This window comes from Streptosporangium sp. NPDC005286, from assembly GCF_040607515.1.
Classification (GTDB): Bacteria; Actinomycetota; Actinomycetes; order Streptosporangiales; family Streptosporangiaceae; genus Streptosporangium.
Window position 1 is genome coordinate 19,951 of the sequence record NZ_JBEXGU010000105.1, and the last position, 13,730, is coordinate 33,680.

The 13,730-nt window shown below is 73.7% G+C and carries 2 protein-coding genes; one reads left to right on the forward strand and one right to left on the reverse strand.

Annotation, left to right across the window (positions count from 1 at the left end; all coding sequences use genetic code 11):
- Positions 1 to 64: 64 nt before the first annotated feature.
- Positions 65 to 12,190, reverse strand: coding sequence for an amino acid adenylation domain-containing protein (locus tag ABZU75_RS30515; RefSeq protein WP_355561541.1), 12,126 nt, complete (start codon positions 12,188 to 12,190; stop codon positions 65 to 67).
- Between the two features lie 167 nt (positions 12,191 to 12,357).
- On the opposite strand from ABZU75_RS30515, the gene ABZU75_RS30520 reads away from it, so the two are divergent.
- On the forward strand, positions 12,358 to 13,641 hold the full coding sequence (locus tag ABZU75_RS30520) for a salicylate synthase (RefSeq protein ID WP_355561543.1): 1,284 nt from the start codon (positions 12,358 to 12,360) through the stop codon (positions 13,639 to 13,641).
- Positions 13,642 to 13,730: the final 89 nt, after the last annotated feature.

A 13,730-nucleotide genomic window follows, 5' to 3' on the forward strand; every position in this document is an offset into this window, starting at 1 on the left:
GGGGCTCTAAAGATTAGGTAAGGCTAACCTAACTTAGCAATCTTTGAAGGCCGTGTGAAGCGCCTCATTCCAGCCGGTTCACGAGTTCGGCGACGGTCTGGGCGGTCATGAGCGTCGCGATCTTCATTCCGGCGCAGCCCGGCTCCCTGCGGATCCGGCGCACCAGCTCCATGGCGAGCAGCGAGTGACCGCCCAGTTCGAAGAAGTTGTCGTGCGGCCCGACCGCGTCCACCTCCAGGACCTCGGCGAACGCCCGGCACAGCAGCGCCTCGCGGTCGTCGTCGCGCCGGACGGCGTGCCCGGCGCCGGCCTGGGTGACCGTACGGGCCTCGAGTGCCACCGGCAGGTCGCTCAGCCGCGTCTCCGGGTCGTCCGCGACGGTCTCCAGCACGTCGAGGAGCGCGCGGAGCATCGTGTCGATCGTGGCCGGTTCGAACAGGTCGGCCGAGTAGTCGACGACGAGATGGAGCTCCTCGGCCCGCTCCCTGAAGATGAAGTCCAGGTCGAACTTGGCCGCGGGCGGGCTGAAGAGCGCCTCCCGCTGCCGCAGCCCGGGGAAGCGCACCTCGCCCATGGCCTGGTTCTCGTAGCCGACCATCACCTGGAAGAGCGGGTTGCGGCCGGGCACCCGGGGTGGCCGCAGCGCCTCGACGAGCGCCTCGAACGGCAGGTCCTGGTTGGCCAGACCGGCCAGGTCGGTGTCGCGGACGCGGGCGAGCAGTTCGGCGAAGGAGGGGTCGCCCGAGGCGTCGGCGCGAAGCACGAGCGTGTTGACGAAGAAGCCGACCAGGTCACCGGCCGCCTCGTCGGTGCGGCCCGCGACGGGACTGCCCAGCGGGATGTCATCCCCCGCGCCCGCGCGGTGCAGCAGCGCGGCGACCGCGCTCTGGCAGACCATGAACATGCTCCCCTGGGCCCCGCGCGCGAGCCCGCGGAGCCGCTCGACCAGCGCCTGGGGCAGTTGCCTGGTCACGGTCGCGCCGCGCTGGCCGACGGTGGCCGGCCTGGGCCGGTCCACCGGCAGCGGGATCTCCGCCGGCATGCCCGACAGCGCCTTCGCCCAGTAGGCGAGCTGGCGGGCGTGCGGGCTGCCCGGGTCGACCGGATCGCCGAGCAGCTCACGCTGCCAGAGCGTGTAGTCGGCGTACTGCACCGCGGGGGGCTCCCCCGCGGGCGCCGCTCCGTCCAGCCGCGCGGCGTAGGCCCGCGCCACGTCCCTGGCGAACGGCCCGAAGGACCACTCGTCGAACGCGATGTGGTGGAAGACCGCGAGCAGTAGGTGCTCGTTCTCCCCCTCCGGGATGAGCGCGACCCGCAGCGGGATCTGGGTGGCCAGGTCGAACGGGCGCGCGATCACCTCCTCCGGCGAGCAGGTCGTGATCTCCAGGGCGGGGCGTGCCGACTCCGGCGGCAGGACCCGCTGGTATGGCACGCCCTCGTGCTCGGCGAAGACGGTCCGCAGGCTCTCGTGCCTGGCCGTCACGTCGCCGAGCGCGGCCTCCAGCGCGGCCACGTCGATCTCGCCGCTCAGGCGCACGGCCAGCGGCAGGTGGTACGCCTCGCGGGGCCCCTCGTCCTCGCGCAGGATCTGGTCGAGCAGCCAGAGCCGGCGCTGCGCGTACGACAGCGGGATGCGTTCGGGACGCCGCCGGGGAGTCAGCGGGGGCCTGAGCGCGACACCGGCCCTGTCGTGCAACCGGGTGGCGAGCTCGGCGACGTTCGGCGCCTCGAACAGGTCCCGGATCGCGAGCTCGGCGCGGAGCACCGCGCGGACCCTGCCGACCAGCCGGGTCGCCAGCAGCGAGTGCCCGCCCAGCTCGAAGAAGTTGTCGTCGATCCCGACGCCGGCGACGTCGAGCACCTCGCCGAAGAGCGTGCACAGCAGCTGTTCCACGGCGGTCCTGGCGGCGCGGCCACTGCCGCGCGGCCCCTGCCGGTCGGGGGCGGGCAGCGCCCGCCGGTCCAGCTTGCCGTTGACGGTCAGCGGGAGCGCGTCCAGCGTCATGACCGCGCTCGGCACCATGTAGCCGGGCAGCCGCCGCCTGAGCCCCTCGCGCACCCGGGCGGCGAGCGCCCCGTGGTCGCGGGCCGCCGCCGGGTTGTTCGCGTACGACGCGGGCCTGCGCTCCGGATCGGCCGGCAGGAAGGCGGCCCCGCCGCCGAAGACCGCGTCGTAGTGACCGATCTCGGCCGAGGGGGTGGTCACCACGCCTGGGTCGAGCGCGTACAGCAGTTCGGGTTCGACGCCCCGCGGGGATGCCCGCAGCAGCTCGCGCGCCTCCCCCGCGAAGGCCCCGCCCTCGATCGCGCGTAGCGCGGCGAGCTCGGCGGAGAGCCTGGGATCGGGGATGGCACGCACCCTGAGCGGCCCGGGAAGACCGCCGGACAGCCGGGTGGCCAGGTCGTCGAGGCCCGCCCAGTCCACGACGGAGGCCTCGGTGGGGGGCACGGCGGGTGGCTCGGCGGGTGACTTCCAGAGTGTCACGTCGTAGCGGTGCCTGCTGAGCTCGTTGTGGTGGACGCCGCGCTTGGTACGGACCTCCACCCGCGCGGCCAGGTCGAGGGCGGCGAAGAACGCGGGGTCGAGGAGGAGTTCCTTCTCCATCCGCACCGCCCGGTCGATCGCCGCCGCACCGATGTCGGCGCCGCCGGCGCCGCCCTCCCTGCCGAGCTGGATCGCCGCGTGCAGGCAGCGCACCGACCGCAGGTCGCGCACGTCGCCGATGAACAGCGCACCACCGGGGGCGAGCAGGTCCATCGCGGCGGCGATCACGTCGGCGAGGTATCCGGCACCCGGGAAGTACTGGACCACGGAGTTGACGACCACCGTGTCGAAGTGACCGGCGGGCAACCCCGCGGTGTCGTGAGCGGGCCGGCAGCTCAGGCGTACCGGCGAGTCGGGGCCGAGGTCCGCCTGGAGCTTGGCGATGACGGGGGCCGCGAAGTCGGTACCCCAGTACTCCTCGCAACCGGGGGCGAGCCGCGACAGCAGCAGGCCGGTGCCGACGCCGATCTCCAGCACCCGCCGGGGGTTGAGGTCCTGGATGCGGGCCACCGTGGTGTCGCGCCACTCGCGCATGTGCTCCAGCGGGATGGGCAGCCCGTCGTAGCTGCTGTCCCAGCCCGCGAAGTCCTCGGTGTGGACCGCCGTGCCGATCTCGGTGTACTCGGCGTCGTAGATCTGCCGCCACTCCGCCAGGTGCTCGCGCTCGGCGTCGGGCCGCGCGGCGCCGTCGGGCACCACGTAGCCGATGAGGCGCTTGACACCGGGCACGTCGGTGCCGACCGCGATGACGGCCGCCTGCCCGACGCCGGGCTCGGCCGCCAGCGCGCTCTCGACCTCCTCAAGCTCGACCCGGTAGCCGCGGATCTTCACCTGCTCGTCGGTACGGCCCAGGAAGTCGATGTTGCCGTCCTGGCGCACCCGTACGAGGTCGCCGGTCCGGTACATCCGGCCGCCGCCGAAGGGATCGGCCACGAACCGTTCGGCGGTCAGGCCAGGCCGGTCGAGGTAGCCTCGGGCCAGGCCCGCGCCCGCGATGTAGAGCTCTCCCGGCGCGCCCGGCGGTACCGGCCGCAGCCAGCCGTCGAGCACGTAGCCGCGGGTGTTCCAGATCGGCCTGCCGACCGTGGGCGTGGCGCTGTCCTCGGTGCCGCCGCCCAGCGTGTTGATCGTGTACTCGGTCGGGCCGTAGAGGTTGTAGCCGAGCACCCCCTCGGCCTGCGCGAGCCGGTCCCAGACCGCCACGGGGACGGCCTCGCCGCCCAGCAGCACGAGCGGCGGGCGGTGCTCCCCTTCCAGCAGCCCCTCCTCCAGGAGCTGCTGCGCGTAGGTCGGCGTCACGTTGATCACGTCGATCCGGTGACGCCGCAGGTATTCGGTGAGCGCCTCGGCGTCGCGCCGCAGCTCCTCGTCGCAGACGTGCACCTCGTGGCCCTCGATGAGCCAGAGCAGTTCCTCCCACGACATGTCGAAGGAGAACGACACGGTGTGCGCGATCCGCAGCCGGCGCCCGGCCGAGGCCACCACCGGGTCGAAGATGTTGGCCCGGTGGTTGAACTGCATGTTGGTCAGACCCCGGTAGGGGGTGACCACACCCTTGGGGCGCCCGGTGGAGCCGGAGGTGTAGATCACGTACGCCGGATGGTCCAGCCGGCCCGGCACGTCCCTGCCGAAATCGGGCAGTTCCTCCCCGGTCAGCCCGGTGCCGGGCAGCGTGGCCAGCCTCGCCTGTACGGCCGGGTCGTCGAGCAGGATCGAGTCACCCGGGCAGGTCAGTCCGGCGGCGATGTCGCGGTGCGAGACCAGGCAGACCGGGGCGGCGTCGGTCAGCATGAAGTCGAGCCGCTCGGCCGGGTAGTCCAGCTCCAGGGGCAGGTAGGCGGCGCCCGTCTTGAGCACCGCGAACAGCGCGACGACCATCTCCGCCGACCGGGGCAGTGCCAGGGCGACCACCCGCTCGGGGCCCGCTCCGTGCGCCCTGAGCAGCCTGGCCAGGCGGTTGACGGCGGCGTCCAGCTCGGCGTAGGTGAGCCGCACGTCGGGCTGGGAGACCAGGGCGAGCTCGTGCGGGGTGCGCTCGGCCTGCTCGGCGAGCAGCTCGGCGATGGTGAGGTCGGGCACGGGCCGTTCGGCCTCGGCCCAGTCCCGGCGCAGCCGGTCGTGCTCGTCGGGCAGGAGCAGGTCGAGCCGGTGGCAGGGGGTCTCGGGCGCGGCGGCGAGCGTCTCCAGGACCCGCACGTACCGGTCGGTGAGCCGTTCGGTCTCGGCCTCGGTGAAGGCGTCGCCCCGGTACATGACGCGCAGGCCCGCACCGGGCTCGACGACCATGGTGATCGGGTAGTGGGTCGCGTCGCGGACCTGGCGGCCGAGCACCCGCACGTCGCCTCCGGGGCCGAAGCCGCGGTCGGTGGGCATGCCGGGGAAGTTCTGGAACACGAAGAGGGTGTCGAAGAGGGTCCCGAGGCCCGTCACCCGCTGCACGTCGGCGAGCGCGACGTAGGAGTGGTCGAACAGCTCCGACTGGAAGGTCTGCGTCCGTTCCAGCACGGCGCGCAGCGGGTCCGCCGCGCCGGCCCGCACCCGGACGGGGACCGTGTTGAACAGCAGCCCGACGACGGACTCGACGCCGTCGACGTCGGGGTGGCGACCGGACACCGAGACGCCGAAGACCACGTCGTCACGGCCGGTGAGGCCCGCCAGCAGCAGTCCCCAGGCACTCTCGTACAGGGCGGCGAGGGTGAGCCCGGACTCTCGGGCGAGGGCACCGAGCCGGGCGGTGAGGCCCTCGGGCAGCGCGCGGTGGATCTCCCCGGCACCGGCGAGGTCGGCGGGGCGGTCGGCCGACTCGGGCCTGAGCAGAGTCGGCTCGTCGAGCCCGTCCAGAGCGCGGCCCCAGGACTTGATCGCGGCCTGCCGGTCCTGCCCGTTCACCCAGTCGAGGTAGGCGTGGAAACCGACCACGGGGCGGTCCCGCTCGGCGTCGGCGTCGGTGTAGAACTCCAGCAGCGAGGTGACCAGCAGGCCACCCGACCAGCCGTCCAGCAGGATCAGCTCGGAGGTGAGCACCAGCCGGAAGTCGTCCTCGCCCACCCTGGCCAGCGCGAAGCGGATCAGCGGCGGGGAGTCGGGGACGAACGGCCGGGCGCGCTGTGCCTCGACGAACGCCTCCAGCGCCTCCGCCTCGCCGGTCTCGGCATAGGTCCAGTCGACCTCGAACCGCTCCGGGACGAACTGCACGGCCCGGCCGCCGTCGGTGCGGAACCCGGCCCGCAGGTTGGGGAACTTCAGCAGCACCTGGCGCGCGGCCCCGGCAAGGCGGCCGAGGTCGACGGGCCCTGACAGGGTCACCACGGCCTGCTGGACGTAGACGTCGCGGTCCTCACCGGCCAGCATCAGGTGGAACAGCAGTCCTTCCTGCAGCGGCGAGAGCGGCAGCTCGGCCCGCGACTCGGACGACCCGCCCGAGGGTGCCGTCACGGTCCCGCCGGGGGCGTCGAGCGGGGGTGCGGTGCCGGCCGTCACGCCCTCGGGGTGAGCCCGCGCGGCGTCGGCGGGCACATCACCGGGCATGTCACCGGGCAGGGCCACCGCGATCCGGGCCAGGGCCTCGACGGTACGCGACCGGAAGACGTCGCGGACCGTGAAGGAGAGACCCGCGCGGCGGGCGCGTCCCACGAGCAGGGCCGCGCTGATGCTGTCGCCGCCGGTGCGGAAGAAGTCGTCGTCGGCATTGACGCCGTCCCGCCCGAGGGTCTCGGCGACGAGCCCGGCGAGGCCGCGCTCGGCGTCGGTCCGCGGCGCCCTGCCCTCGCGGGCCGCGGGCTCGGGCAGCGCCCGCCGATCCAGCTTGCCGTTGGGAGTGAGCGGTAGCCGGTCGAGGCCGACGAGCACGGAGGGGACCAGGTAGTCCGGCAGGATCTCGCCGAGCCCGGCGTGCAGCGCGTCGAGGTCGAGGCCGGTCTCACCCACGACGTAGCCGACCAGGCGCGGACCCGAGCGGGCCGCCACGGCCGCCTGCCGTACGCCGGGCCGGGCGGCGAGCACCGCCTCGACCTCACCGGGTTCGACGCGGAAGCCACGGATCTTGATCTGGTCGTCGGCCCTGCCCAGGAAGTCCAGGGTGCCGTCGCGGCGGCGGCGCACCCGGTCGCCGGTGCGGTAGAGCCGCGAGCCCGGCGGGCCGAAGGGGTTGGCCACGAACCTCTCGGCGGTGCGGGCCGGGTCACCGAGATATCCGCGCGCCAGGCCGTCTCCGGCCAGGTAGAGCTCGCCGACCGGCATCTCGCGGAGCCCGGCGTCCAGCACGTACGCGACGGTGTTGGCGATCGGGGCCAGCCCGCCGCCGCCCTCGGCGATCAGGCTGTCCCCGGCCGCCTCCGAGCAGCCGTACAGGTTGACCAGCCGGGCGGGGACCCGCTCGGCCAGGGCGGCGGGCAGGGCCTCGCCGCTGCTCACCCACGTGGTCACGGAGCCGAGCTCCCCGGTCTCCAGGAGCGCGGCCAGCAGGCTCGGCACGACGGTCACCAGGTTCACCCCGTGGCCGCGGATCAGCTCGGCCAGGGCGAGCGCGTCGGTGGCGGTCTCGTCGTCCGCGACGACGACGGTGTCACCGGCGATGAGGCCGCCGAGCAGTTCGGTGCTGCCGTCGATGAAGGCCGGGGAGCTCTTGGCCACCCGCACGCCGACCGCGGCGAGATCGGCGCCCCAGGCGAGCCGGTTGGCCAGTGCCCGCTGGGTCCCGACGACGGCCTTGGGCGTCCCGGTGGACCCCGAGGTGAAGATCACGTACGCGGGGTGGTCGGGGTGGGGCCGGGGCCGGGCGCGGGGCGGCGCGTCCAGGGGCGGCTCGTCGGCGCCGACCACCAGCAGGGGCCGGGCGACTCCGAGCATCATCTCGATCCGGGAGCGGGGATAGGTCGTGTCGATGGGCAGGTAGGCCGCACCGGTCTTGAGCACGGCGAGCAGCGCCACGACGAACTCGGCCGAGCGGGGCAGCGCGATCGCGACGATCTTCTCGGGGCCCGCTCCCGCGGCGGCGAGCCGGTCGGCGAGGGCCTCGGCCCGCTCGTCCAGTTCGGCGTAGCCGAGCGCGGTGTCGCCGCAGACGACGGCCGTGGCGTGCGGGGTGCGCGCCACCTGTGCCTCGATCCGCTCGGCGACGGTGAGCGGGGGGAACTCGCGGACGGTGTCGGGCCTGGTGACCGGGGCGCCGAGCGACGACAGGCGCCGCGCCGGGTCCTCGGTGACCCGATCGAGCAGTTCGCCGAGGTCGGTGAGCAGGCCGGTGACGGTCCCGGCGTCGAAGAGGTCGGTGGCGTAGGCGACGAACCCCTCGATCCGCTCCTCGCCCTCGGCGAAGTAGATGTCCAGGTCGAACTTGACGCCACCGGTCTCGGGCAGGAACGGCTCGGCGTGCACGCCGGGCAGCCGCAGCCGCACGTCCTCCAGCCGCTGGTGGACGATCATCACCTGGAACAGCGGGCTGCGGGCGAGCGAGCGCTCCGGCGCGAGCCGCTCCACGACCTGCTCGAACGGCACGTCGGAGTTGGAGAACGCGGCCAGGTCGGTGTGCCGGACCCGCTCAAGCAGTTCGGTGAAGGTCGGGTCCCCCGACAGGTCGGTGCGGAGCACGACGAGGTTGACGAACACCCCGACCAGGTCCGCGAGGTCCGCGTCCGCCCGGCCCGCGATGGGCGAGCCGAGCGCCACGTCGTCGCCCGCGCCCGCCCGGTGCAGGAGCGCGGCCACGGCGGCGTGCAGGACCATGAACACGCTGGTTCCGGTCCCCAGGGCCAGCCTGCGCGCACCGGCCAGCGGCAGCTCGAACGAGGCCAGCCCGCCCCGGTGGCTCGCCTCGGCGGGCCGGGGCCGGTCGGCCGGCGGCGTGCTCTCCTCGGGCGGCTCATGGAGCGTCCGCTCCCAGAAGGCGAGCTGGTCGGCGAACTCGGCGGTCCGGCTCTGCCAGACGGCGTAGTCGGCGTACTGCACGGGCAGCGGGGCCCAGTCCGGCGCGGTGCCCGCGCCGCGGGCGGTGTAGGCGCGAGACAGGTCGGCGAGCAGCGGCGTGAACGACCACTCGTCGGCGGCGGCGTGGTGCTGGAGCACGACCAGGACGGACTCCTCGGCGGAGACACGCAGCAGGGTCGCCCGGATCGGCAGGTCGGCACCGAGGTCGAAGACGTGCGAGGCGGCCCGCGCCTCGGCGGCGCGCAGCCGCTCCTCGGTCCAGCCGCGTGCGTCCACCACGTCGAACGCGACCCCGCCGGCCTGCAGGACACGCTGGACCGGCAACCCGTCGGGGCCCTCCACCAGCAGGGTGCGCAGCGCCTCGTGCCGTGCCACGACGTCGCCGAACGCGGCGCGCAGCGCGTCGACGTCGACCGGGCCGCGCAGGCGCAGGCCGAGCGGGAGCGCGTCGGCGGCCGAGGGGCCGCGCAGCCGCTCCTCGAACCAGAAGCCGCGCTGGGCCGCCGAGGCGGGGACGACCTCGGGTCTGGTCACGTCGCGCACCCTCGGCCGGGTGCCCCGCACCAGCCTGGGCGCCAGCGTGGCGACGGTGGGCGCCTCGAAGACGTCGGCGATGGTGAGCTCGGCGTCGAGCGTGGCGCGCACCCGGCCGGCGAGGCGGGTGGCCAGCAGGGAGTGGCCGCCCAGCGCGAAGAAGTCGTCGTCGATTCCCACCTCGATTCCCAGCGTGTCCAGGCCGAGCGTCTCGGCGAAGACCGCGCAGAGCGCCGCCTCGCGGTCGTCGCGCGGCCCCCGGCTCGACACCTGGACCCCGGGTGCGGGCAGCGCGGCCCGGTCGAGCTTGCCGTTGACGGTCCGCGGCAGTTCCTCAAGGGTGACCACCGCACCGGGCAGCATGTATTCGGGCAGCACTCTGGCCGCGGCGGCCCGCAGGTCCGCCTCCCGGAAGCCGGGGCGCGGCACGACGTAGGCGACGAGTCTCCGCTCGCCCGGGCTGTCCTCGCGGACCACGACGGCGACCCGCGCGACACCGGGGTGGGCGGCGAGCACGGCCTGCACCTCGTCGGGCTCGATCCGGAATCCGCGGATCTTCACCTGGTCGTCACCGCGCCCCAGGTACTCCAGCGACCCGTCGCGGCTCCAGCGGGCCAGGTCCCCGGTGCGGTACATGCGCTCGCCCGGCGGGCCGAAGGGGTCGGCGACGAAGCGTTCCGCGGTCAGCCCCGGGCGGCCGGCGTAGCCGCGGGCCAGCTGCTCGCCCGCGAGATAGAGCTCCCCGGGGACGCCGACCGGCGCGGGGCGCAGCGCGGGATCCAGGACGTACGCGCGGGTGTTGGGGAACGGACGGCCGATCCCCGTCGCCGGCAGGTCGGCGGAGGTCGCCCAGACCGTCGCCTCGGTCGGTCCGTACACGTTGACCGCCGACGCCGCCACCGAGTGGAGGGTCCCGGCGAGCGCGGCCGGCAGGGCCTCGCCGCCGACGAGCACCCGCAGCCCGGCGAGGGCGGCCGGCTCCAGCGAGCCCAGCAGCGACGGGGTGCCCTGGACGATGGTCGCCCCGGCGAGCAGGCCGCCCAGCGCCGCGGGGTCGCGCACGGTCGCGCGTCCGGCCAGCACGACGGTCGCGCCGCTGATCAGCGGTATGTACAGCTCCAGCGCCGCGATGTCGAAGGCGATCGTGGTCACCGCGACGAGCCGGTCGGCGGCGCCCAGGGCCAGGCGCTCCCGCATCGTGAGCAGGAATGCGGTGAGCGCGGAGTGCGGGATGGCCACGCCCTTGGGGCGGCCGGTCGAGCCCGAGGTGTAGATGACGTACGCCAGGTCGCCGCCTCGGGCCGGGTGTGACGGCTCCGGCTCGGGCAGCGACCCGGACGGTGTCAGCACGGCGGTTCCCTCCGGGAGGAGGGCGGCGGTCTCCGGAGTCGCGATCACGCAGAGCGGGTCCGCGTCCTGGATCATGTAGGCCAGCCGGTCGGCCGGGTGGTCGGTGTCCAGCGGCAGGTAGGCGGCACCGGACTTCAGCACGGCCAGCAGCGCGACCACCAGGTCCGGGGTACGGGGCAGGGCCAGCGCGACGACCCGGTCAGGTCCCGCGCCACGCTCGCGCAGCAGCCGGGCGAGGCCCGAGGCCCGCCGGTCCAGCTCCGCGTAGGTGAGCGTGCCCGACTCACCGTCGACCCCACCGTCGACCCCACCTTCGACCCCACCTTCGACGGCGACCGCGTCCGGGGTGCGTGCGACCTGCTCCTCGAACAGGGAGGTCACCGTCGTGTCCTGGACGGGACACGCGGTGTCGTTCCACTCCGCCAGCAGGGCCAGCTCGTCCGCGCCGAGCAGCTCCAGGTCGGCGATCCGCAGGTCCGGACGGCTCAGCGCGCTCTCAAGCAGCGTCTCCAGGTGGGCCAGGAGCGCGTCGACGCGCTCGTCGTCGAACAGCTCGCGCCGGAAGGTGGCCTCGACGGTCATGCCCTGTGGCCTGACGAATGCCTCAAGCGACAGGTCGAAGTGGGTGGTGCCGTTGTGGATGTGCGTCCAGCTCGTGGTGACGCCCGGCAGGTCCAGGTCGCCGATCTCCTGGGTGAGGAAGAGCAGCATGGTGTCGAAGAACGGCGACCTGCCGCGCTGCCGGGCGGGCCGCAGCTCCTGGACGATCGTGTCGTACGGCAACGTCCGGTGGGCGAACCCCTCGGTGCAGGTGTCACGGACCCGGTGCAGGACCTCGCGGAAGGTGGGCGCGCCGGACAGGTCGGTGCGGAGCACGAGGGTGTTGCCGAAGTTGCCGGCCAGCCGCTCGATCTCGGTGTGCTCGCGGTTCATGACCGCCGAGCCGATCGCGATGTCGGTGGCGCCGGTGTAGCGGTGCAGCAGCACCGCGTGGGCGGCGAGCATCACCATGTACGGGGTGACGTTCTCAGCGGCGGCCAGCTTCCGCATCCCCTCGGTGACCGCGTCGTCGAAACGGCGGGCCCGGCGTCCGCCCCGCTCGGAGACGGTCGCGCCCCGCGGGCGGTCGGCGGGCAGGTCGAGGGGCGCGGGCGGCGGGTCGAGGCGCCGCCGCCAGTAGTCCATCTCCTCTGGAGAGTGCGGGCGGCCCTGTTCCCAGGCGGCGAAGTCCGGATACTGGACGGTCAGCGTGGGAAGACCGTCGGGCTCCCCCAGGACGGCGGCCCGGTACATCGCCGACAGGTCGCGCGAGAGCGAACCCCAGGTCATGCCGTCCCAGGCGATGTGGTGCACGACCAGGACGAGGGCGTACCTCCGCGCGCCGAGCCGGAGCAGTTCCAGCCGGATCGGCCTCTCGACGCGCAGGTCGAAGGGGAGCGCCGCGAGTCGCCCGGCGCGCGCCTCGGCATCGGCGCAGTCGCGCACCGGAAGGTCGAGGGAGTCGTCGGCGAGGACGTGCTGCACCGGCCCGTTCTCGTCATGGTCGTCGTAGACGGTGCGCAGCACCGCGTGGCGGCGGATGAGGGCGCGCAGCGCCTCGCGCAGCGCCTCCGGGTCGAGCTCACCCGACATGTGCACCAGCAGGCAGACGTTGTAGGCCGGGCTGGTGGGAAACGTCCGGTGGTGCAGCCACATGCTCTGCTGCGCGTAGGACAGCGGTGCGGGGTCGCCGGACCGGCGTGGGACGATCCGGTCCCTGCCGGGGCTGAGCCCCGCCTCGGCCATCATCCGCCGCATCAGTTCGCGCCGCCGTGCGACGTCCTGCTGTTCCCGCACGCTCAACTCTTTCTTTGTGGGTCCGGGGGCCATACAGCCGCCCCGCCTGAAGGTTAGGTTAGCCTTGCCTATTAAATCGGCACAAGGTTAGCCTTACCTAAATTGATCGGATTTTCCGGTCCCTCAGAGGGGTGGGTCTTGTGTCGTTTGGCATCAGTACAGATGAGATGCGCACGGAGGTGGTCGTCGACAGCCCGGTCGATCCGCTGCACCTGGTCGCCCGTCTGGCCGGCTCAGGGCTGTTCGACGACTACACCGTGTACGAAAGACCGGGCCTGTGGACCTTCGCGGGCGGGGTGTCCGGCGAGGTGATCCTCGAACCCGGAGTCGTGCGCAGCCGCTGGCTGGACGGGCCTTCCGTGGACGAGGCCTGGTCGGGCCGGCCGGCCGCGGCACTGGAGGCGGTGTTCGGCGCGGCCCCCTGGCCGGCCTGGAACGCCTACGGCTGGATCGCGTTCGAGTTCGCCGCGAGCGACCCGGCGGGCCGGCTCGCCCATCTGATCGTGCCTCGCACCGAGGTGCGCATCGAGGCGGGACGCGCGCTGGTGGTGAGCGCCGACGCCGGCGAGGCCGAGCGGGTCGCCAAGCTGCTGTCCGCCCCCGGCGCGTCCCGGGTCGCGGCACCGTCGCCGGTCGACGTGCGCTCCGACGGCGACCACTACCGGTCGCGGGTCGCCCAGGCGATCTCCGAGATCGCCGCCGGGCTCTACCAGAAGGTCATCGTCTCCCGCCGGCTGCCGATCCCGTTCCCCGTCGACGTCGTCGCGACGTACGTGTGCGGCCGTGCCGCCAACACCCCGGCCCGCTCGTTCCTCCTCGACCTGGACGGCTTCCAGGCCACCGGGTTCAGCCCCGAGGTGCTGGCGAGTGTCGACGGGCACGGCACGGTCACGACCCAGCCACTGGCCGGCACGCGAGCCTTCGGCCGGGGGGAGAGCACGGACTCACTGACCCGCCACGAGCTGGAGAGCGACCCCAAGGAGATCTTCGAGCACGCGGTCTCGGTGCGCACCTCGCAGCAGGAGCTGTATCGGGTGTGCGCGCCCGACACGGTCCGGGTCACCGGCTTCATGGCGGTGAAGGAGCGCGGCAGCGTGCAGCATCTGGGCTCCAGTGTCAGCGGCGAACTGGCCCCCGGCCGCACCTGCTGGGACGCGCTCGACGCGCTGTTTCCCGGCGTGACCGCCTCCGGCATCCCCAAGCCGGAGGCGATCGACGCGATCATCCGGCTGGAGGAGCGCCGCGAGCTCTACTCCGGCGCCGTCCTGACCGTCTCGCGGGACGGGTCGATGGACGCCGCCCTGGTGCTGCGTGCCCTCTACGCCGAGAACGACCGGGCATGGCTGCGGGCCGGCGCCGGCATCGTGTCCGCTTCGACGCCCGAGCGCGAGTACGAGGAGACCTGCGAGAAGCTCTCCAGCATCGCCCCGTACGTGGTCGCGCGCGCATGAGCGCCCGCCCTCGCGCGTGTGAGGGTGCTTTCCTCAGGTCGTGAAAACAGGAGCGCCGCACGCACGAGCCGCCCGGGGGACCGGGCGGC

Coding starts and splice junctions, on each gene's coding strand:
- ABZU75_RS30520 (WP_355561543.1), top strand. CDS start 12,358: ATGCGCACGGAGGTGGTCGTCGACAGCCCGGTCGATCCGCTGCACCTG.